This window comes from Methylorubrum rhodinum, from assembly GCF_014199935.1.
GTDB classification, from domain to species: Bacteria; Pseudomonadota; Alphaproteobacteria; order Rhizobiales; family Beijerinckiaceae; genus Methylobacterium; species Methylobacterium rhodinum.
Map to the genome: position 1 here is coordinate 60,213 of NZ_JACHOP010000025.1, position 20,237 is coordinate 80,449.

22 protein-coding genes are annotated in these 20,237 nt (G+C 67.8%); 12 read left to right on the forward strand and 10 right to left on the reverse strand.

The annotated features are described in order from the left end of the window. The first annotated feature begins 75 nt into the window (after nt 1-75). Nucleotides 76-345, forward strand: coding sequence for a hypothetical protein (locus HNR00_RS21320; protein WP_183572820.1), 270 nt, complete (start codon nt 76-78; stop codon nt 343-345). A gap of 115 nt (nt 346-460) precedes the next feature. Here the strand turns inward: HNR00_RS21320 and HNR00_RS21325 are convergent, their stop codons facing one another. The 3 genes from HNR00_RS21325 to HNR00_RS21335 all read right to left on the reverse strand — a co-directional run bounded on the left by HNR00_RS21325 (nt 461) and on the right by HNR00_RS21335 (nt 3,038). Then, entirely contained in the window at nt 461-1,162 is a 702-nt protein-coding gene (locus tag HNR00_RS21325) for a YdcF family protein (protein ID WP_183572873.1), read from the reverse strand. Between the two features lie 278 nt (nt 1,163-1,440). Further along, on the reverse strand, nt 1,441-2,403 hold the full coding sequence (locus HNR00_RS21330; protein WP_183572822.1) for a cell division protein FtsX: 963 nt from the start codon (nt 2,401-2,403) through the stop codon (nt 1,441-1,443). Then, nucleotides 2,403-3,038, reverse strand: a complete 636-nt coding sequence (locus HNR00_RS21335; protein ID WP_246390903.1) for a cell division ATP-binding protein FtsE — start codon at nt 3,036-3,038, stop codon at nt 2,403-2,405. Before HNR00_RS21335 ends, HNR00_RS21330 begins: the two co-directional genes overlap by 1 nt. A 238-nt stretch (nt 3,039-3,276) precedes the next feature. Here HNR00_RS21335 and HNR00_RS21340 point away from each other — a divergent pair, with 238 nt between their 5' ends. From HNR00_RS21340 to HNR00_RS21350, 3 genes are all read left to right on the forward strand, one after another. Further along, nucleotides 3,277-4,044, forward strand: coding sequence for a zinc-ribbon domain-containing protein (locus HNR00_RS21340; RefSeq protein ID WP_183572826.1), 768 nt, complete (start codon nt 3,277-3,279; stop codon nt 4,042-4,044). Nucleotides 4,045-4,141: 97 nt separating this feature from the next. Then, on the forward strand, nt 4,142-4,711 hold the full coding sequence (hpt, locus tag HNR00_RS21345; protein ID WP_183572829.1) for a hypoxanthine phosphoribosyltransferase: 570 nt from the start codon (nt 4,142-4,144) through the stop codon (nt 4,709-4,711). Between the two features lie 166 nt (nt 4,712-4,877). After that, nucleotides 4,878-5,243 (forward strand): response regulator, encoded by a 366-nt coding sequence (locus HNR00_RS21350; protein WP_183572831.1) that lies wholly within the window; start codon nt 4,878-4,880, stop codon nt 5,241-5,243. A 66-nt stretch (nt 5,244-5,309) separates the two neighbouring features. Here HNR00_RS21350 and HNR00_RS21355 read toward each other — a convergent pair whose 3' ends face one another. After that, the gene (locus tag HNR00_RS21355; RefSeq protein WP_183572833.1) at nt 5,310-5,825 is read right to left on the reverse strand and encodes a TspO/MBR family protein; all 516 of its coding nucleotides are present in this window, start codon (nt 5,823-5,825) and stop codon (nt 5,310-5,312) included. A 90-nt stretch (nt 5,826-5,915) separates the two neighbouring features. Here HNR00_RS21355 and HNR00_RS21360 point away from each other — a divergent pair, with 90 nt between their 5' ends. Both HNR00_RS21360 and HNR00_RS21365 read left to right on the forward strand, forming a co-directional pair. After that, a complete protein-coding gene (locus HNR00_RS21360; protein WP_183572835.1) occupies nt 5,916-7,157 on the forward strand; it encodes a trans-sulfuration enzyme family protein in 1,242 nt (413 codons plus the stop codon). Nucleotides 7,158-7,248: 91 nt separating this feature from the next. Then, entirely contained in the window at nt 7,249-7,707 is a 459-nt protein-coding gene (locus tag HNR00_RS21365) for a hypothetical protein (protein WP_183572837.1), read from the forward strand. A gap of 128 nt (nt 7,708-7,835) precedes the next feature. On the opposite strand, the gene HNR00_RS21370 is transcribed toward HNR00_RS21365, so the two are convergent. Continuing rightward, nucleotides 7,836-8,024: a hypothetical protein gene (locus tag HNR00_RS21370; protein WP_183572839.1), complete on the reverse strand. Its 189-nt coding sequence runs from the start codon at nt 8,022-8,024 to the stop codon at nt 7,836-7,838. A gap of 329 nt (nt 8,025-8,353) precedes the next feature. On the opposite strand from HNR00_RS21370, the gene parE reads away from it, so the two are divergent. Next, the gene (gene parE / locus HNR00_RS21375) at nt 8,354-10,420 is read left to right on the forward strand and encodes a DNA topoisomerase IV subunit B (RefSeq protein ID WP_183572841.1); all 2,067 of its coding nucleotides are present in this window, start codon (nt 8,354-8,356) and stop codon (nt 10,418-10,420) included. Between the two features lie 45 nt (nt 10,421-10,465). Here parE and HNR00_RS21380 read toward each other — a convergent pair whose 3' ends face one another. Next, entirely contained in the window at nt 10,466-11,719 is a 1,254-nt protein-coding gene (locus HNR00_RS21380) for a HEPN domain-containing protein (RefSeq protein ID WP_183572843.1), read from the reverse strand. Between the two features lie 207 nt (nt 11,720-11,926). Here HNR00_RS21380 and HNR00_RS21385 point away from each other — a divergent pair, with 207 nt between their 5' ends. After that, a complete protein-coding gene (locus HNR00_RS21385) occupies nt 11,927-13,267 on the forward strand; it encodes an LLM class flavin-dependent oxidoreductase (RefSeq protein ID WP_183572845.1) in 1,341 nt (446 codons plus the stop codon). A 4-nt stretch (nt 13,268-13,271) separates the two neighbouring features. Here HNR00_RS21385 and HNR00_RS21390 read toward each other — a convergent pair whose 3' ends face one another. Beyond that, complete coding sequence (locus HNR00_RS21390) at nt 13,272-13,595, reverse strand: hypothetical protein (protein WP_183572847.1); 324 nt, start codon at nt 13,593-13,595, stop codon at nt 13,272-13,274. Between the two features lie 71 nt (nt 13,596-13,666). Next, nucleotides 13,667-13,909 carry a hypothetical protein gene (locus tag HNR00_RS21395; RefSeq protein WP_183572849.1) on the reverse strand — a complete coding sequence of 81 codons (243 nt, stop codon included), beginning with the start codon at nt 13,907-13,909 and terminating at the stop codon, nt 13,667-13,669. Between the two features lie 370 nt (nt 13,910-14,279). Between HNR00_RS21395 and HNR00_RS21400 the strand changes: the two genes are divergently transcribed. From HNR00_RS21400 to HNR00_RS21410, 3 genes are all read left to right on the forward strand, one after another. Beyond that, nucleotides 14,280-14,498 (forward strand): hypothetical protein, encoded by a 219-nt coding sequence (locus HNR00_RS21400; protein ID WP_183572851.1) that lies wholly within the window; start codon nt 14,280-14,282, stop codon nt 14,496-14,498. Nucleotides 14,499-14,500: 2 nt separating this feature from the next. Continuing rightward, nucleotides 14,501-14,803: a hypothetical protein gene (locus HNR00_RS21405; protein WP_183572853.1), complete on the forward strand. Its 303-nt coding sequence runs from the start codon at nt 14,501-14,503 to the stop codon at nt 14,801-14,803. Nucleotides 14,804-14,945: 142 nt separating this feature from the next. Continuing rightward, entirely contained in the window at nt 14,946-16,835 is a 1,890-nt protein-coding gene (locus HNR00_RS21410) for a tetratricopeptide repeat protein (RefSeq protein ID WP_183572875.1), read from the forward strand. A 263-nt stretch (nt 16,836-17,098) separates the two neighbouring features. On the opposite strand, the gene HNR00_RS21415 is transcribed toward HNR00_RS21410, so the two are convergent. Then, complete coding sequence (locus HNR00_RS21415) at nt 17,099-17,965, reverse strand: DUF6662 family protein (protein ID WP_246390897.1); 867 nt, start codon at nt 17,963-17,965, stop codon at nt 17,099-17,101. A 212-nt stretch (nt 17,966-18,177) separates the two neighbouring features. On the opposite strand from HNR00_RS21415, the gene HNR00_RS21420 reads away from it, so the two are divergent. Next, complete coding sequence (locus HNR00_RS21420; RefSeq protein ID WP_183572857.1) at nt 18,178-19,191, forward strand: zinc-dependent alcohol dehydrogenase family protein; 1,014 nt, start codon at nt 18,178-18,180, stop codon at nt 19,189-19,191. Here the strand turns inward: HNR00_RS21420 and HNR00_RS21425 are convergent. Next, a complete protein-coding gene (locus HNR00_RS21425; RefSeq protein WP_183572859.1) occupies nt 19,188-19,916 on the reverse strand; it encodes an RNA methyltransferase in 729 nt (242 codons plus the stop codon). The genes HNR00_RS21420 and HNR00_RS21425 overlap by 4 nt on opposite strands. Nucleotides 19,917-20,237 lie beyond the last annotated feature (321 nt).

The following is a 20,237-nucleotide window of genomic DNA, read 5'->3' on the forward strand; positions in this document are numbered from 1 at the left end:
TCCCGTGCCGCCTTGCGGATATGAGCGGCATCGCGGGCAGTTTGGCGCCGCGGTGTCGAGCGAGATGGGGGACGAATGACGAGCGACGCGCAGGAGGAGCCCCTCAGGCCGGTCGCGACGCCGCCCGCTCCGACACAAACCAAGCCGTCGGCCCGCGAGCAGCGCCGCCGACGCCGCCGGGCGCGCCACCGCGGCGAGGAGATTTTGGGCTGGATCCTCGTGCCGGTGATCCTGTTCGGGATCTACTGGGGCGTCACCGCCGGCCTCGAATTCATGGGCACCAGCCCCGGCGTGGTCTGGGACCAGCTGATGCAGGTGAAGGCGGCGCTCGAAAAGAAGGTGTGACGCCCTTCGCCGTTGCGAGGCGACGCCGAAGCCGTCCTGTGCTCCGTTCGACGCTCACCAAGGAATCCCGCTCCTCGGCCCCGGCCTCGTCTCGCTGGGACGGGAGTGCGGACAATCAATTCGTCTCGCGCATCAGGCGCTCGGCCACGATCTTCACCGGCTTGCGGCGGCCGACGAGGACGGCGAAGTGGGATTGCTCCGGGTCGGACTCGACCTGCGTGCGCAGCCACGCGACGAGGAACTTGACATACTCGGCGCCGACGAGCCGGGCGGCAGCCGGATCGGCCCACCAGCGGGAGATGTCGAAGCCGTCGGAGACGACCGGATAGGGGACGACCGTCTCGCCCTCGTCGAGCGCGTGGTGCAGTTCCACCAGGGTGCGCGGCATGTGATAGTTCGAGGTCACCACCGCGATGCTGGTGAATCCGTGGCGGCGCATCCAGCGGCGGGTCTCGATCGCGTTGCCGATGGTGTTGCGCGCCCGGTAGTCGAGATCGATGCAGCAATCGATCCAGTGCTGCTGGTTCGGGTTCAGCCGGGCGATCTCCTCGCGGCTGGTGCGCTCGTTGACGCCGGAGATCAGCAGACGCCGCCCGTTGCCGTTGGCCAGGAGGTCGATGGCGTCGCCGATACGCTGCGCCCCACCGGTCAGCACGACGATGGCGTCGGTCCGGCCGATGGCCGGGCGCTCGGCCCGCTCGATCGTCGTGACGAAGGCGAAGAAGCCGCCCGCCAGTGCCAAGGCGCCGAGGAGACCGAGACCGGCGACGAGCCGCAGGAGCAGGCGACCCCGGGAGGCTTTTCGCACCTCACGCATCCGAAACGGCACCGGCGAGGCGGCGGACCAGGACCAGCCGAGCGGCTCCCACGGCTTCAGGGCCAGGGCGCCGACCATCGTCGGACTTTGCGTCGGACCCGGCCTCCGACATGGCGTGCGCGCGGACATGGGCGACAGGACAGCGGCTCATTGCGGTATCATGGAGGCGAAGATTCGGTCCGCAATGCTTGACGAAAGGTTAACGGTCCTTCCCGAGCGCCGCATCGGCTTTTCCCGAGCCGGTACCCACCGTTCGGGCCGACGCTCCGCGCCGCCGGTCAGCGCAGGAAGTGCCGCACCGTCACCCGCGAAACCAGCGCCGTGACGACCGAGGCGATCGCGCCGATCATCACGATGACGGCGTAGCCCTGCCAGCCGATCTGGAAGGTGCCGAACAGGGCCGCGATCTCCTCCCCCGCCGGGCCGGAGCGCCACGCGCGGGCGGCGAGCCCCGCCAGCGCGCAGACGAGGAGCGCCGCCCCCGCCCCGAGCGCGCCGCCGCGAAGCCCCAGGCGGAAGAAGCGGCTCTGGAACGCCTTGGCGATGTAGGCGTCGTCGGCGCCGACGAAGTGCAGGACCTCGACCACCTCGCGGTTCCCCGCCATGGCGCCGCGGGTGGCGAAGACGACGGCGAGCCCGGTGGCGATCAGCACCAGGGCGACGACGCCGATGCCGATGCCGGCCAGCGTGTTGGCCATCACCGAGAGCCGCTGGAGCCAGAGCGCGTGGTCGTCGAGGCTCGCGACCCCCGGCAGCGCCTCGGACAGCGCGTTGCGGAGGGTCGAGAGGTCGGGGCGCGCGTCCGGCGGCAGGGTGAGGGCGATCAGCCGCGGCACGGGCAGGTCCGACAGATCGAGGCCGCTGCCGAGCCAGGGCTCCAGCAGCCGCTCGGATTCGGTCTTGGTGAAGACGCGCGCGCCGACGATGCCCGGATGGCCGCGGGCGATGGATTCCGCGCGCTTCACGTCGGCTTCGATGTCGTGGCCGGCACTCGGGCGGACCTGCACCGTCACCTCGCGGGCGACGCTGCCCTGCCACTGGCCGGCGCTCGATACGGCGATCTCGGCCGCACCCGCGCAGAGGGCCGCCAGGAAGGTCAGGATGGCGATGACGGCAGCGAGCGCCCGGCTCGCCGCGGAATCGGTCGGCACCAGGGGGGCGTTGCGCCGCAGGTTCGCCGGCAGCGGCGGCTCGGCGGCCGGCGCGGAGCGCGAGGGAGCGGCGGGACGGGCCTCGTTCATCAGTTCTCGATCCGCAGGCGGCCCTCGCCGAGCACCATGCGGCGGGCATCGACGAGGTCCATCAGGCCGTAATCGTGGGTGGCGATCAGCACCGAGGTGCCGAGACGGTTCAACTCCATGAACAGGCGCAGCAGGCGCCGGGCGAGGCTCGGATCGACGTTGCCGGTGGGTTCGTCGGCGAGCAGCAATTCGGGCCGGGCGATGAGCGCGCGGGCGATGGCGGCGCGCTGCTTCTCCCCGCCCGACAGGAGCGGCGGCAGCACGTGCATGCGCTCCCCCAGGCCCACCCAGCGCAGAAGCTCGACGACCTCGGCCCGGTAGCTCGCCTCGGCGCGTTCCTGCACGCGCAAGGGCAGGGCCACGTTCTCGTAGGTGGTGAGGTGGTCGAGGAGGCGGAAATCCTGGAACACCACACCCATGCGGCGGCGAAGGCCCGTCAGCGCGTCGTTCGAGATGCCGCTGACCTCCTCGCCGAAGACCGAGACGAGGCCCCGCGTCGGCTTCACCGACAGCAGGATGAGGCGCAGCAGCGTGGTCTTGCCCGCACCCGATGGTCCGGTGAGGAACTGAAAGGAATGGGGCGCGATCTCGAAGCTCACGTCGGAGAGCACCTCGGATCCGAGCCCGTAGCGCATGCCGACACTCTCGAACCGGACGACGGGCTCCTCCGCGCCGGAGAGCAGGCTGCCCGTGTTCTTCCCAGCCGACAAGGCTCGCTCGCTCCACCTGACGCGTCATCGGCCCACGGCACAGGCCACTCGGAAAGGGCTTCCGGGACCGGCTTCACGGCCGGTTAACCCTACTGGGGGAGAACGTTTGTGTCCTTTTCGAGCGCGCGGCAACCCGCCGCCCCGGACTCGGCCGCGTATCCCCATGCTGATCGTCTGCCCGGCCTGCGCCAGCGAGTACCGCATCGATGCCGAGAAGGTCGGCGCCTCCGGCCGTTCCGTCCGCTGCGCCGCCTGCCGCGAGACGTGGTTCATCGGCCCCGACGACGTGGCCGCCGGACTCATGGCGGAGCTGAACCCGGAGCCGGACCCGTTCGACGCCGCCGTGATCGACGAGCCCCCGGTCGCCGCGGCACCCGCGACGGAGGCGCCGCCCCCGGACCCATCCGAGCCCCCGGCGCCGCGCCGCCGTCCGCAGCCGAAGGCCAAGACGAAGCCCAAGCGGGCCGGCCCGCGCCGCCTCTCGCCGTCGCTCGCGGCCGGTCTCGCCGTCGCCGCCCTGCTGCCGCTGGCGCTGCTCGGCCGCGCGACCGTGGTGCGGGCGATGCCGCAGACCGCCGCGATCTACGCGGGAATCGGCCTGACGGTGAACCTGCGCGGCATCGAACTCTCGGACGTCGCCGCCTTCCAGACCCCGGCCGAGGGCGCCGAGCCGGCCCGGCTCGTGGTCGAGGGCGATCTCGTCGGCGTCGCCCGCGAGCGCGTGGCGGTGCCGCCGGTCGAGATCGAGGTGCGCGACGCGCTTGGCCAGTCGCTCTACCGCTGGAGCGTGCCCGGCCCCCGCGCCGCTTTGGAGCCCGGCGAGCGCGCCCGCTTCAAGGCGAGCCTGTCGGCGCCGCCCGCGAAGGGGCACAGCATCGAGGTGCGCTTCGCGGAAGCCGCGTCGGCACCCACAGCCAGCGAGCAGCCCTGATCGGCCCGACGGTGGCGGAGCCGGTCGCGCGTGCTATGCTGCCGTGCACCACAGCCCTCCCGCATCGGCCGCGAGCGTCCCAGGTCCCCCCATCCGCATGAGCACCGCATCCAAACGCGTCCGCGTCCTGTTCGATGAGGCCTCGATCGCCAAGCGCAACGACGAGCTCGCGCGCGAGATCGTTTCGGCCAAACCCGAGAATCTCCTCGTCGTCGCGGTGCTCAAGGGCAGCTTCATGTTCGCCGCCGATCTGCTGCGGGCGCTGCACCGGGCCGGACTGTCGCCGCAGGTCGAGTTCGTGCATCTGTCGAGCTACCGCACCTCGACCGTGTCCTCGGGCCAGGTCGAGATCCTGCGCGACGTGCAGAGCGAGGTGCGCGGGCGCGATGTGCTGCTCGTCGACGACATCCTCGAATCCGGCCGCACCGTGGTCTTCGCCAAGGACCTGCTGATGGCCCGCGGCGCCAAGCGGGTGCTGACGGCCGTGCTGCTGGAAAAGCCCGGCAAGCGCGCGGTGACGATCGATGCCGATTTCGTCGGCTTCACCTGCCCCGACGTGTTCGTGGTCGGCTACGGCATGGACGCGGCTCACGCCTTCCGCCAGCTCCCCTTCGTCGGCCTCGTCGATTACGAGAGCACCGACCCCGACCTGTTTGGCGGCGCTTGAGCAGAGGCTCGTTGCGAGCGGAAATTCCCGATAAATCGGTGACACTTCTGCTGAAAACGCGACAAATGGAACTCGAGCGCGAGACCGAGGCTTGACAGGCCGCCGCTGCGCTTGATCAGTCGGCTGACGCGAAATTCGATCGAGGATTGGTAGAGGGCAGCCGGTCATGGCGCGCATCCTGCTCGTGGATGACGAGGACACCCTGCGCGGCTTCCTGAAGCGGGGCCTCGAACTCGACGGCCACTCCGTCGTCACCGCCATCGACGGCAGCGACGGGCTCGACCGCCTGTCCGAAGCGGCCGGCGGCTTCGACCTGATGCTCACCGACATCCGCATGCCGCTGATGGACGGCATCGCGCTGGCGCTCGCGGCCAAGCGCGACTATCCCGACCTGACGATCCTGCTGATGACCGGCTTCGCCGACCAGCGCGAGCGCGCCCGCGGCCTCGACGCCATCGTCACCGACGTGCTGACCAAGCCGTTCTCCCTCGCCGATCTGCGCTCGACGGTGTCGCGGGCGCTGGCGGCATAGAGCATCGGCCCGGACGGTTCGCACCGGCTTCCGGAGCGAGCCGAGGCGGACACGACAGTCTCGCCGTCAGTTCATTTGCCAGATCACGCCGTTGAGCAGGCAGGCGAAGCTGACCCAGGCGGCGTAGGGCGCGAGCAGCCACGCCGCCGCCCGGTCGAAGCGCCGGGACAGGCGGATCGTCCAGAGGATCATCACCAGCATCGCCAGGGCCACGACGAGGGCGAGCCCGAGTTCGTGTGCGGCGAAGAAGACCGGGGTCCATGCGGCGTTGAGGACGAGCTGGGCCGCGAAGGCCGCGAGCGCCAGCCACCACGCCCGCCGGGACGGGCCCGCCACTGGCTGCGCCCCGAGCAGCCGCCACAGCGAGACGGCGATCATCGCGTAGAGCACCGTCCAGGCGACCGGAAACAGCCAGTTCGGCGGGTTGAAGGCGGGTTTGCGGATCGTCTCGTACCACGTCTCGATGTTCGAGCCGGTGGCGAGCGAGCCGATCGCCGCGGTCAGCACCACCGGCAGGATCGCCGCGGCGAGGCGGGGCAGCGGCGAAAGCGCCGGCCGCTCGGGAACCTCCAGGGTGGTCATGCGCCGTATGATGCTCCGTCCGTCGATACGCCGCCTTGCCCGGAACCGGGGTTTCGCTCAAGCCCGCGGGACAGACCGTGTGAGGATGCGATGAGCCGGACCAACGCGCCCGAGACCGATCCGGATGCAGGCTTGGATGCAGGCTTGGATGCAGGCCGGGGCGACGATCCCGCTCCGCTCTCCGCCGCGGAGTGGAGCCCGCGCACGCTCGCTGCGCAGGCGATGGGCCATATCGATCCCGTGACCCGCGCGGTGGTGCCGCCGCTCCACCTCTCGACCACCTTCCTGCGCGACGCCGACAACGCCTACCGCTCGGGCTTCTCCTACGCCCGGCCCGACAACGCCACCGTGCGGGAAGCCGAGGGCGTGATCGCCGCGCTGGAAGGCGCGCAGGCCGGCGCGCTGCTGTTCGGCTCCGGCATGGCGGCGGCGGCGGCGGTGTTCTCAGCGCTCTCGCCCGGCGACCACGTGGTCGCGCCGGAGGTGATGTATTGGGGCCTCAAGCGCTGGCTGCGGCAGGAGGCGGACCGGCTCGGCCTCGCGGTCGATTTCGTCGCGATGGACGATCCTCGTGCGGTGCGCGCCGCCATCGTGCCCGGCCGCACCTGGCTCGTCTGGGCCGAGACGCCGGGCAACCCGCTCTGCACTGTCACCGACCTCGCGGGCGTGGCCGAGATCGCGCATGCGGCCGGCGCCCGGCTCGCCGTCGATTCCACCGCGGCCAGCCCGATCCTGACCCGGCCGCTGGAGCACGGGGCCGACCTCGTGATGCATTCGGCCACCAAAATCCTGAACGGCCACTCGGACGTGGTCGCCGGCGTGCTCGCCGCCGCGCGGGCCGACGCGTTCTGGGAGCGGATCGTCGCGATCCGTGCGACCTGGGGGGCGATCCTCGGGCCGTTCGAGGCCTACCTGCTGATGCGCGGCCTGCGCACCCTGCCCCTGCGGGCGAGCGCCCAGTGCGCCGGGGCGCAGCATCTGGCCGAACGTCTCTCCGACCACCCGCGGGTGAGCGCCGTGCTCTATCCGGGCCTGCCCGACCATCCCGGCCACGCGGTGGCGGCGCGCCAGATGCGCGGCGGCTTCGGCTTCATGCTGTCGTTCCGGGTCGTGGGCGGCGAGGCCGCGGCGATCGATACCGCCGCGCGGGTGCGGCTGTGGAAGCGGGCGACCTCGCTCGGCGGCGTCGAGAGCCTGATCGAACACCGCGCCTCGGTCGAGGGCCCCACCACGCCCTGCCCGCCCGATCTGCTGCGGCTCTCCACCGGCATCGAGGACCCGGACGACCTGTTTCGCGATCTCGACGCGGCGCTTCGCGCGGCGCATGCCTGACATCGTCACAGGAATTTTGCGCTCGACCACACCCGTCGCGGCCTCTCGCGCGTTGAGGCTCACGAACGCCCCTGCCCTTCCGCGAGCCGACATGACGACCCGCCTGCTCCTCGCCGCCCTCGGCCTTGCCGCGCTGACCGTACCCGCCTTCGCCGAGGACGGCCCGCCCAGGCTCGACGTCGAATCGACCTGCAAGTCGGCCCAGCGCGCCCAGGTCAGCATCAGCGACAACGCCAGCCTGGAGGGCTGCCTGCGCTCCGAGCGCAGCGCGCACGACGAGCTGAAGAAGAATTGGAGCAAGTTCCCCGGCGCCGCCAAGACCCAGTGCTCGCAGCAATTCAAGGCCGGCGGCTCGCCCTCCTATGTCGAGCTGGTGACCTGCCTCGAACTCGCCAGCGGCACCGTGCCCTCGCAGGGCCAGGATGCCTCGGCCCAGAGCCCGGTCGGCGGCGGCAAGGCCCCCCCGGAGCGCAAGACCGGAAGCGCGCTGACCAAGGAACCGTCGCCGGCTCAGCGCACCGATCCGATCAAGGTATTGAACGACAAGTAGGTCTTTGGGACCGGGGCGGGAGGACGGACCGCCCCGTCCTCATTCTGCGCCACCGGAACGACGAAATGCCCCGTCCACGCGCGTCAGGGCGGCGTGAGGCGAGGCTCGCGGATGCGTCGAAGAGCGTGTCAGACGAAGTAGGTGATCGTCGCCGCGAGCGCCGTCGCCATGGTGGCCAGGGCGAAGCCCGAATGCGCCAGCGTCAGAGAGCCCCGCGGCACCGAGGCGGGCTCGTGGTCCTCATAGCCGAAGGCCTGACCGGCGGCGCGCTCCAGCCGCACGAGAGAGATATGGCGGGCCTGCGCAGCAGCGGTCATCGGCGTATCTCCCAATGGTCAAGCTGACGTTTTCGGAACAACGTGCGAACTCGCACATCGGTTCCGCTCCGGCTCGGTCAGCCCTCCTTAACCATCCGCTTGCATCACTGGTGTGACGGCCTCGCGCTCGCCGGTTTGAACGCGGCGCCGTCGCCATGCGAAACTGCGGCACTGGAAGTGTCGCGCCGACGAGTGAACACCGGCTTTCGAGCCGATGCGACAGGGACACGAGGGCCGAAGGGGCGCTTTTTGTTTCTCGTTTGTTCCTGTATCAAGAGGGTATGAAGAGCCATGCAGCCCGTCTCCGCCCCGATTCGAGGAGCCGTCGCGTGAGCGATCCGGCACGCGACCTGTTCGGGCCGGGGGGCAAGCCGCCGCAGGCCGAAAAACTGCCGCTGGCGGAGCCGAAGCCGGCCGAGCGCCGCAAGCTCGCCGCGGTGCCGACGCCCGAGCCGGCCGAGGCCGGCTACGACGCGTCCGCCATCGAGGTGTTGGAGGGGCTGGAGCCGGTGCGGCGCCGGCCCGGCATGTATATCGGCGGAACCGACGAGCGGGCGTTCCACCACCTCTTCGCCGAGGTGATCGACAATTCCATGGACGAGGCGGTCGCGGGCCACGCGAGCTTCATCGAGGTGGAACTGGAGGAATCCGGCAGCCTCGTCGTCACCGACAACGGCCGCGGCATTCCGGTCGATCCGCACCCGAAGTTTCCGGGCAAGTCCGCGCTCGAGGTCATCATGACCACGCTGCACGCGGGCGGAAAGTTCGACTCGAAGGTCTACGAGACCTCCGGCGGCCTGCACGGCGTCGGCATCTCGGTGGTCAACGCGCTCTCCGACGTGCTGGAGGTTGAGGTCGCCCGCAACCAGACCCTCTATCGCCAGACCTTTTCCCGCGGCCACGCGCAGGGGCCGATCGAGACGATCGGCCGAGTGCAGAACCGGCGCGGCACGCGGGTGCGCTTCCACCCCGACGCGCAGATCTTCGGCTCACTCAAGTTCGATCCGCGCCGCCTGTTCAAGATGGCCCGCTCCAAGGCCTACCTGTTCGGTGGCGTCGAGATCCGCTGGCGCTGCGCTCCCGCGCTGCTCGAAGGCCTGGAGGACGTGCCGGCCGAGGCCGTCCACCGCTTCCCCGGCGGCCTGTCCGACTATCTCGCCCGCGACATCGAGGGGAAGGCGCTCGTCCTCGACGCCATGTTCTCCGGCAAGGTGACGAAGCCCGGCTCGCACGGCTCGCTCGAATGGGCGGTGGCCTGGACGGTCACCGAGGACGGCGTGTCGCATTCCTACTGCAACACGATTCCGACCCCCGAGGGCGGCACCCACGAGGCCGGCCTGCGCGTCGCGCTGCTGCGGGGCTTGCGCGAGCACGCCGAGCGGGTGAACCAGGCCAAACGCATGACGGCGGTCACCACCGACGACGTGATGGCGACCTGCGCCTCCATGCTGTCGGTCTTCATCCGCGAGCCGGAATTCCAGGGCCAGACCAAGGACAAGCTCGCGACCGTCGAGGCCTCCCGCATCGTCGAGACGGCGGTGCGCGACGCCTTCGACCACTGGCTCGCCGCTTCGCCTGCCCAGGCCAACAAGCTGCTCGACTGGGTGATCGACCGGGCGGAGGAACGCCTGCGCCGCCGCCAGGAGAAGGAGGTCGCCCGCAAGAGCGCCACCCGCAAGCTGCGGCTGCCCGGCAAGCTCGCCGATTGCTCGGCCGCCGGCACCGCGGGCTCGGAGATCTTCATCGTCGAGGGCGACTCGGCCGGCGGCTCGGCCAAGCAGGCGCGCGACCGCGCCACCCAGGCCGTGCTTCCCTTGCGCGGAAAGATCCTCAACGTCGCCTCGGCCAGCCGCGACAAGCTCGGCGCCAACCAGCTCATCTCGGACCTGACGCTGGCGCTCGGCTGCGGCACCGGCGCCAACTTCCGCGAGGGCGACCTGCGCTACGACAAGGTCATCATCATGACCGACGCGGACGTGGACGGCGCCCACATCGCCTCGCTGCTCATCACCTTCTTCTACCGGCAGATGCCGAAGCTCATCGACAAGGGCCACCTCTATCTGGCGATCCCGCCGCTCTACCGGCTGAGCCAGGGCGCCAAGTCGGCCTACGCCCGCGACGACGCCGACAAGGAGCGGATCATCAAGACCGTGTTCAAAGGCGCCAAGGTCGACATCGGCCGCTTCAAGGGACTGGGCGAGATGATGCCCGCCCAGCTCAAGGAGACCACGATGGACCCGAGGAAGCGCACACTCCTGCGCGTCGCGGTTCTGGACGAGGCGCGGGAATCGACCGGCGACACCGTGGAGCGGCTGATGGGGAACAAGCCGGAGGCGCGGTTCGCGTTCATTACGGAGCGGGCGGCGTTTGCCGATGGGGCTGAGTTGGATATCTAATTTATATCTTGTTTGCGTATGATGTTATATCTGGCGAGGCGGCATCTATTTTGGCAACGAGGCAAGGCGCTTCTTCGCTAGGTTCATCATATTATTTAAATCTGCTTGATTCATAGGCATCGACATATAATTGATGATCTGCTCGTGATGGTAAAATTTATGCTTGTTGAAAAGACAAAATCGAATTAATTCAGCCAATATTATACTTCCATATTGAGCGCAAAGAAGAGCATGGTCCCCAGATGTGCCCTTATGAACAATTTTATTTCTAAAATCCTGCATAAAGCTAAGTCTTTTGTAGATATATGTAGGATTTTTAAATATTGAACTTGCTCGTTCGATGATTTTTTTTGACTCTTCTTTGGAATCTTTTGAGCAAATTATTTCGATGCCGGTCCAAAATTTGAGTAGAGCTAGGTCTACAGATGGCGCCTCAAGCCCTTCTTGAAATAAGATTACAGACTGCACAAACTTGTCTTTAAAATCAATCTTGTTCAATTGCTTTATGTAGCGTGCCGCAAATTTGGATGCATCATCATCAAACTCATCACGATACGTAAAATTGCGCTTAAAATTCCTTGGAAAGTTATTGTCCGAGAAATAAGATCCGATTTTGCGTCTTTTTCGGTCTACTATAAATATTGACGATGCTGACAGAAAGCTCCCGATGGGAGCGTTTGGGTATCCGAATCTTTTAGTAACACCGTATCCGCGATAAACCAGATTAAGCACTCCAAGCCCGTACTTAAATTTGCGATCTGCCCTATCGATTGCTAAGCGATGATCCGTTGCTTGTATATTTGTGGTGGCAAAAATGAAATCATCATGCAAGCCTAGTGTCAACTTATTTGAGTTATGTTTGGCGAGGGCCAACTGATCGGCTTTTTTCAGATTTGCTGAAAATTTTATATCTCCATCTATCGAATGAGTAAAGCGCGGAAAGCTCATATATGCCATGCGATTTACTTGTAAAATTGCGACCAATGAACTTGGAGCTTTGTTTGTAAATTCTCGTAAATATGATCGCATGCGCTGCATAAAATATTTCGTCGTAAAATTATTGGATTTCGCGCATTCATTTAGGACGTGCCATACGGCATCGTCCTTGATGTGGTCGTCCAGAGCTGGCGTGAATTTTAAGCTAAATACAATTTCAAAAGTGCCTTTTTCCAGCAAATCTGAAGGCCAGCCCACACGGTCGTCGATAAATTCGAAAATAGCAGACAAACTATCGAGTACTTCCTGCAGATTTTTAGCAGCCTCTACCTTATAATCAGCTGTTTTCGCAGAAGTATCCATATAGGCGTTGCCTAAATTCTAATTGGTGGTTGTTTTATTGTTGCCGCATGAGGTGGTGTCGTGCGATGCCTGACTTAAGGCCTACTATTTTATGATGGCTACGGTAGGACCGATCTGATGGAACACATAGGGCCACTTTAGGCCGTGTCACGTTCAATCCCTCGCACCATATCTCTTCCATCAAGCGAACCACAGCTGGGGCCGAGCATGGGTGAACCCGTGACCAAAAAGAAACTCCACCTCGGCGCCTTCATGCGCCCCATCGGCATACACACCGCGTGGTGGCGCTATCCCGGTGGGTATCCGGATGCGAACTTCAACCTCGATCACCTCGTGCGCTTCATCCGTACGCTGGAGGCGGCGAAGTTCGATGCGTTCTTCATGGCCGACCATCTGGCGGTGATGAAGATGCCGATGGAGGCGCTCAAACGCTCGGCCACCGTCACCTCGTTCGATCCGCTGACGCTGCTGCCCGCGCTCGCCATGGTGACGGAGCGGATCGGGCTGATCGCCACCGCTTCGACCACCTACAACGAGCCCTATCACGTCGCCCGCAAGTTCGCCTCGCTCGACCACATCTCGAAGGGCCGCGCGGCCTGGAACCTCGTGACCTCGGGCAATCCCGACGAGGCGCTGAATTTCGGGCGCGACGCCCATCTCGACCACCCGGTCCGCTACGCCCGCGCCCGCGAGTTCTTCGAAGTCGTGACGGGGCTGTGGGATTCCTGGGCGGACGACGCCTTCGTGCGCGATGTCGAGGCTGGGCTGTTCTTCGATCCCGACAAGCTGCACACCCTCGACCACAAGGGCGAGTTTCTGAAGGTGAAGGGCCCGCTCAACGTGGCCCGTCCGGTCCAGGGCTGGCCGGTGATCGTGCAGGCCGGCGCGTCCGACGCCGGGCGGCAGATCGCGGCGGAGACCGCCGAAATGGTGTTCGGCTCGGCCTCGAACCTGGAGGCGGGCCAGAAATTCTACGCCGACGTGAAGGGCCGGATGCGTGCCGCGGGCCGCGCGCCGGACGAGCTGAAAATCCTGCCCGGCGCCTTCGTCGTGGTCGGCGGCACGGAAGAGGAGGCGCGCGAGAAGAAGGCGCGGCTCGATGCGCTGGTGCCGGTGGAGAGCGGACTCGCCAACCTCTCGGTCCGGCTCGGCACCGACGCCTCGGGCTTCGACCTCGATGCGCCGCTCCCTGAGATTCCCGAAACCAACGCCAGCAAGAGCGGGCAGGCGCAGATCGTCGATTACGCCCGCCGCACCGGTGCCACCGTGCGCGAACTCGCCCGCAAGGTCGGCGGCTATGGCGGGCTGAGCTTCATCGGCACGCCGGAGCAGATCGCCGACCGGATGGTCGAGTGGCTGCACGGCGGGGCTTGCGACGGCTTCAACGTCATGTTCCCCTTCGTGCCTGAGGGGCTCGACGATTTCTGCAGCGGCGTCGTGCCCGAGTTGCAGCGCCGCGGCCTGTTCCGCAGCGAGTACGAGGGCACGACGCTCCGCGACCACCTCGGGCTGAAGCGGCCGGGCAACCGCTTCTTTGAGGGTCTGTGAGCGCTCAGCGCCGGTTGGTCAGCCCGTAGAGGGCGAAACCCGCGAGCCCGGCGAGCGCGAGAGCCAGCAGCGGCTGGCTGCCGACGCGGTCGGCGGCGGCCCAGCCGCCCTGCTTGGCCCGCTCGACCAGCGCCGTGCCCTTGAGCAGGCGGGCGGCCCGCGCCCGGTTTTCCTCGCGGATCGGCACGCGCACCACGAAGCCGTCGCCGCTGCGGAAGATGTCGATGCTGTTGCGGGCGAACCCGGCGCGCACGAGCCGGCTCTTGGCCGCGTGAGCGGCGTCGCGGGTCGCGAAGTCGGCCTCGATGCCGACGGTGTCCTGGGACATGTCTCCTCCTCGACGGGTCGTCTGTCGGGAGGAGCAATCCGGCGCTTCCCGCACCGGTTCCGACCCTCGGCTCAGGCCGCCGCGTCCGCCTCGCAGGCATCGACGCGGACGGAACCGTCCGCGGTCAGCGAGCAGATCACTTCGGTGCCGTCGTCCAGCGCGAAGGCATGGAACAGCCGCCGCTCCAGTTCTTCCAGGCCTTCGCCGGGCAGTTCCGCGATCTCGTCGCGGGTCCGCTCTTCGAGGTCCGGCAGAACACCGCGGCTCTCACCGAGTTCCTGTGCGGATTTCGTCAGGATCACATCGAAAGACATTGTCGCCTCCTTGCAACGACCTTGTCCGGAACCGCGGAAGACAGGCCGATCTTGCGACTTTTTTGGGGCAGGCCCGAACGGGCCTGCTTTCTTGGTTGGCCTCAGGCGCCGGCGGCCGCGTCCGCGGCCTTAGGCTTCTCGCTCCGCTAGACGGCCTCGGCCTGAGCCGAGGCCCGCTCCGCGGGGCGCTCTTCGCGCCCGGCTACACGGCGCTGCCGCTCATCCGATCGGCTAGGGCGGTGCTGTCGTTCGAGCGTGCGGCTGTGACGCAGCCGCTTCACGGGACTTTTCGAAGCCTAAGGCGGCCGGCCCGTTCTACCTTCCCATCCCGGCCATTGGCGGTCGGACCCCGCCCGGAGGCCGACCCCGCATGAACCCGATCCTCGTCGTCGCCCTCGTCTGCGCCGCCACGGTGGAGGTGCCCGATTGCTCGCGCGAGACGGCGCTCGACATCATCGTCGGCCCCGCGCACACCCTGCAGGAATGCCTGATCCAGGGGCCGGTGCTCGCCGCCAGCGCCGGTCACACGCCGAACGATACCAAGACCTACGTGAAGACACGCTGCGAGCAGCGGCGCAACGGGGGCTGACGATGGCCGAGAACGAGGAGGGCGCGGTCGATCCGGCCCGCGCGGTGGAGATGCGGCTGCGGGCGCGCCTCGCCGTGGTCGAGCGGGCGGCGTGGTTCGGGCTCATAGCTGCGATGCGCGCCGACCCTGCGGGCACGGAAGCCGCCATCGAGTCCGAGCGCGCCCGCTGCCGCGAGGGCTTCGGGAGCGGCGCCTGGGCGAAGGACCTGACGGCCGCCGAGCGCGCGCTGCTCGGTTCTGAGGTCGATACCGGCCTCGCCGGCCTCGTCGAGGACGCGAAAGCCGAGATCGCGGACGACGCATAAGCGTCAATTCAGCCCCCTCCCCGCGCCATCCTTTCGCCTTGCGGTCATGGCGGAACGAGTCCAGTGTCCCCCGCCGAAACGGCGCCGGCCGACGACCAGGGGCAACCCTCGCGCGGCGCCGCAGGAGCCGCGTCTGGTGATCATGAACGGAACCACCGCCCGCCGGAGCGCCGCCGCGCTCGCCCTGATGCTCATGGGCACGGTCGCCGGCAGCCTGCCGGCCGCCGCGCTGCAATCGCGGGAATCCTCGCCGATCTCCGAATACGAGCCGGCGGAATCGCTCGAAGGCAACTTCCTCTCCGCCTACATCGCCGGCGCCTCGAAGGACACGGCCGCCGCCGCGAGCTTCTACCGCGAGGCGGTGAAGGGCGACCCGCGCAACGCCGAGCTTCTGGAGCGGGCCTTCGTCTCGCTCCTGGCCGACGGCGCCATGACCGACGCCTTCCGCGCCGCCGAGCGGCTGGCCACCCGCGAAGGCTCGAACGGTCTGGCGCAACTGGCGCTCGGCGTCCGCCAGCTCAAGGCCGGGCAGTATGCGCCGGCCCGCCAGAGCTTCGCCCGCAGCGGCAAGGGCGCGGCGGCCGACCTCACTGCGACGCTCTTGACCGCCTGGGCCTATGCCGGCGCGGGTGACGGCAAGCGCGCCAACGAGACGCTGAACCGCCTGCGCGGCGAACGCTACTTCAACGTTTTTCGCGATTACCATGCCGGCTTGATCGCCGCGCTGGTTGGCGACAAAGCCGAGGCCGAGCGCAAGCTGAAGGCGGCGTTCGAGGCCGACCACAACACGCTGCGCATCGTCGATGCCTATGCCCGGTTCGCCGCCGGGATCGGCCGCACCGATCTGGCCATCGACGCCTACAGCCAGTTCGAGAAGACGATGCCGCGCCACCCGATGGTGGCCGACGCCCTCGACAAGCTGAAGGCCGGCAAGCCGCTGCCGCCGCTGATCGCCTCGGCCCAGGAGGGCGCGGCGGAAGTGCTCTACGGGCTCGGCTCCGCCGGCTCGACGCAGGGCGACGAGCTTCCGGCGGTGGTCTATCTCCGGCTCGCCCTCTACCTCGCCCCCGAGCACGCGGTGGCGCGGCTGACGCTCGCCGACACCCTCGACCGGATGAAGCAGACCGAGCGCTCGAACGAGGCTTACGCCCAGATCCCGGCGAGTTCCCCGCTCAAGCTCAACGCCGACATCCAGATCGGCCTCAACCTCGAGCAGATGGGCCGCGGCGACGAGGCTTTGGAGCACCTCAACGGCGTGCTCAAGGCCAACCCCGACAACATCGACGTCATCTCTGCGCTCGGCAACGTGCAGCGCTCGCGCAAGAAATTCGCCGAGGCGACCGAGACCTACACCCGCGCGATCAAGCTGATCCCGGCGGGGAGCGAGGCCAACCACTGGACGCTCTACTACTTCCGCGGCACCGCCTACGAGCGCGCCGGCAAGTGGAACGAGGCCGAGGCCGACCTCAAGAAGGCCCTGACCCTGCTGCCGCCGACCCAGCCGAACGCCAAGGCGCAGGTGCTCAACTACCTCGCCTATTCCTGGGTCGATCGGAACATGAACATCGACGAGAGCTTCAAGATGCTGAAGCAGGCCGTCGATCTCTCCCCCCGCGACGGCATGATCATCGACAGCTTGGGCTGGGCCTATTTCCGCCTCGGCCGCTGGGACGACGCGGTGCGCGAGTTGGAGAAGGCGGTCGAGCTGAAGCCCGGCGACCCGACCATCAACGACCATCTCGGCGACGCCTACTGGCGCACCGGCCGGCGGCTGGAGGGCAAGTTCCAGTGGCAGCACGCCAAGGACCTGAACCCCGAGCCCGACGATCTGGAAAAGATCAACGCCAAGCTGAAGGACGGCCTGCCCGAGCCGGACAAGCCGACCGCCACCGCCGAGAACCCGCCCGCCCCGGCCGAGCCGGTCCCCGCCCCCGTGGCGGCGCCGCACAACCCGCAGAACCCGGAACTGCCCAAGGGCGCTCCGGCGCCGGGCGACGCGCCGGGCTCCGCCGACAAGAAGCCGGGCGGCTAGAGGGTCGCTTTTTCCAAAAGCCGGAATCCACCTTTCGGGACGATGCTCTGGCGGTTTCTTCGGCACTCATCCGCGACGGGGCGATCCTCGCGCGGATTTCGGTATCTTAGCCCTTACCAAAGCCCTCATCCTGAAATGCCGCAAGGCAGTCTCGAAGGAGGGATCCGGGGATCGCGCGACGGCTGGAGCCCTCCTCCGAGGCCTCCGCTTCGCGGTACCTCGGGACGAAGGGGTTCGATTGGGGAATATGGTCGAATCGGCCCTCAGAAATGCGTGCCGATCCTGAGCCGCACCTGATGGCGGTCGAAGTTCGTCAGGTCGCGGTCCTCGCCCGCCCTCGCCTCGCTGCCCGAGACCTGCGTCCCCCAGGTGAACGACATCCAGGTCTCCTCCGTCAGTTCCTTGTAGAGCGTCGGTCCGAGATAGACCGCCTGCCCGGCGAAGCGATCGAGCCCGAGGCCGGAATAGGCGCGCAGGTAGCGAGCTTCCAGCCCGAGGAAGAAGCCCGGCCCGAAACGCTTGGCCACCGCGCCCGAGACCTCAAGGTTCGAGGCCTGCTGGTCGCCCGCGATCCCGTCGAGCCGTGAGCGGCCGAGGGCGTAGACGAGGTTGAGGCCGGCCACGAGCTCGCCCGGCACGATCTCCCGGTCCATCAGCAGTCCCGCCTCCACCGAGACGCCGCGGGCACCGAGCCCCGTCGCCGCGTCGAGCCGGCTCGCGCCGACCACGGTGTTGAGGGTCAGCCCGAACGGCGCCTCCTCGCGGGTGAAGATTCGCGCCCGCGTCTCGATGAAGCCGCCCGCCAACGCGGCCACCTCGCGGTCGTCGAGGCCCGGCACGCCGCGCAGAGTGTAGCCCGCGAAAGCCAGCCCCGGCGCGAGGCGGAAACGGTCGCTCAGCGGCACTTTCAGCACCAGGGCGGAATCCACCGCGCGGAACGCGCCGCCGCGCTTGCCGAGCCGCGCCGTCGTCTCGGATTCGAGTTCCTTCTCCGGCGGCGCGCCGATGTCGGAGCCCTCGGTGAAGCCGAACAGGTGCTCGGTGTCGACGCCGTGGTCCGATGCCAGGGCCGGGGCGGACAGCAGTACGGCGGCGAGCAGCGGTGCGAACCGGGAGAGGAGGCGCTTCAAGGCAGGCTCACATCGATCAATATGCATGATGCTATACCTGATAGATTAAGCGCAAACGTACAGTCAAGGCTGAACGACATGATCGCCAACCCTCCCCCGCGGCACCGGACAAGCGACGGGGCTCGACGGGGAGCCGAGGCTGCTACGCAAAAGGTCGTCTTCGGGCGTCCTCTCCCCATATCCGGACGCGACGCAGCTACGGAGAACGCTCGATGCGCGCCTACGAGATGTCCGCCGCCAAGGGGCTCGACAGTTGGAGTCTCGCCGAGCGCCAAAAGCCCGAGCCGGGGCGCGGTCAGGTGCTGGTGCGGATGCGCGCCGCCGCGCTCAACTATCGCGATCTGCTGATCGCGCAGAACCGATACCCCTTCGCGGTCAATCTCGACCGGCTGATCCCGGTCTCGGACGGAGCCGGCGAGGTCGTCGCCGTCGGCGAGGGCGTGCGGCGGTTCGAGGGCGGCGCGCGGGTCGCCGGCATCTTCTCGCAGAGCTGGCTCGGCGGCGCGCAGGTGGACGACATGTGGCACACTGCGCTCGGCGGCGCGATCGACGGGGTGCTCGCCGAATATCAGGTGTTCGACGCCGATGGTCTCGTGCGCCTGCCCGATCACTTGAGCTTCGAGGAAGGCGCCACCCTCCCCTGCGCCGCCGTGACGGCCTGGAATTCGTTGTACGGCTGCAAGCCGCTCAAGGCCGGCGAGACCGTGCTGGCGCTCGGCACCGGCGGCGTCTCGGTGTTTGCGATCCAGTTCGCCAAGGCCGCGGGCGCGCGGGTGATCGCGACCTCGTCCAGCGACGCCAAGCTGGAGCGGGCCAAGGCGCTCGGTGCCCACGAGACCGTCAACTACCGCAGCCACCCGGACTGGGAGCGCGAGGTGCGCCGCCTGACCGACGGCGCAGGCGTCGATCACGTCGTCGAGGTCGGCGGCACCGGCACGCTGCCGCGCTCCATCGCATCGACCAGGCCCGGCGGCCATATCGGGCTGATCGGCCTGCTCGCGCAGGGTGAGGCGATCGATCCGCTGGCGATTCTCGGCGCGAGCTGCCTCGTGCGCGGCGTCGCGGTCGGCTCGCGGGAGATGTTCGAGGACATGAACCGCGTGATCGCGCTGCACGGGATCGAGCCGGTGATCGACAAGTCCTTCGCCTTCGATCAGGCGCCGGCCGCGCTGGCGGCGCTTGCCGAGGCGAGCCATGTCGGCAAGATCGTGGTCCGGATCGATTAATCGGTCTCGCCGCGGGGCCTGAGCGCCCGCAGGGCCCCGCGAAACGTCCGCACGTCCTGCTCGGTCAGGCTCATGCGGTGGAGCATGTCGCGCATGTTGCGGGCGATGATCTCGCGCTTTTCCGGCGGGTAGAACCCGGCCCGCTCCAGCGTCGCCTCAAGGCTCGCGAACAGCGACAGCATCGCCTCCCGCGTCGCGGGGGGCGAGAGCATCTCACCGGAGAACCGCAGGGTGGCCAAGCCCGCGGCGCGGCGCCACTCGTAGCCCATCAGCAGCACGGCTTGCGCAAGGTTGAGCGAGGGGAATTCTTCCGTCACCGGGAAGGTCACGATGGCATCGGCCAGCGACACCTCGTCGTTCGTGAGCCCGACCCGCTCGCGCCCGAACATCAGCCCGATCCGCTCGCCGCCCCCGATCCGCCCGGCGACCTCCGCCATCGCCGGCTCAGGCGCGAAGACGCGCTTCATCTGCCCGCGCTCGCGCGCCGTGGTGGCGAACACGGCGTGCAGGTCGGCAATCGCCTCGGGGAGCGTGGCGTAAACCTTGGCACCATCGAGCACGTGCGTGGCGCCGGAGGCCGCCTCGCGCACGCCCTTCTTCGGCCAGCCGTTCTTGGGCGCCACCAGCCGCAGTTCGGACAGGCCGAAATTCGCCATGGCGCGGGCGGTCATGCCGATGTTCTCGGCGAGTTGCGGCTCGACCAGGATGACGATGGGGGCGGTCATGGGGATCATCGGCGCGTCGGGTTCGGGGGCGATTGCGCGCGTGATGTCATCAATTTGTGGCGAGGGCCATGCCGCTCGTTCCGTCACGGAACCCGTTGACACGGACACCATCATTCCGGGGCGCCGCAGGCGAACCCGGAGTCCACCCGCGATGCGCGGCTCAGCGAAACGTCACGTTCAGTCGTGGATTCCGGGTTTCGCTGCGCGGCCCCGGAATTGTCTGTTTGGGCTCTGCTAGAAAGAGGCTGTCCCGCAGCCGCGGGGTGCCTGGTCCGGGTGGCCACCCGGACCAGGCGCGGGGCGCCGACCGTCCCGGAATGG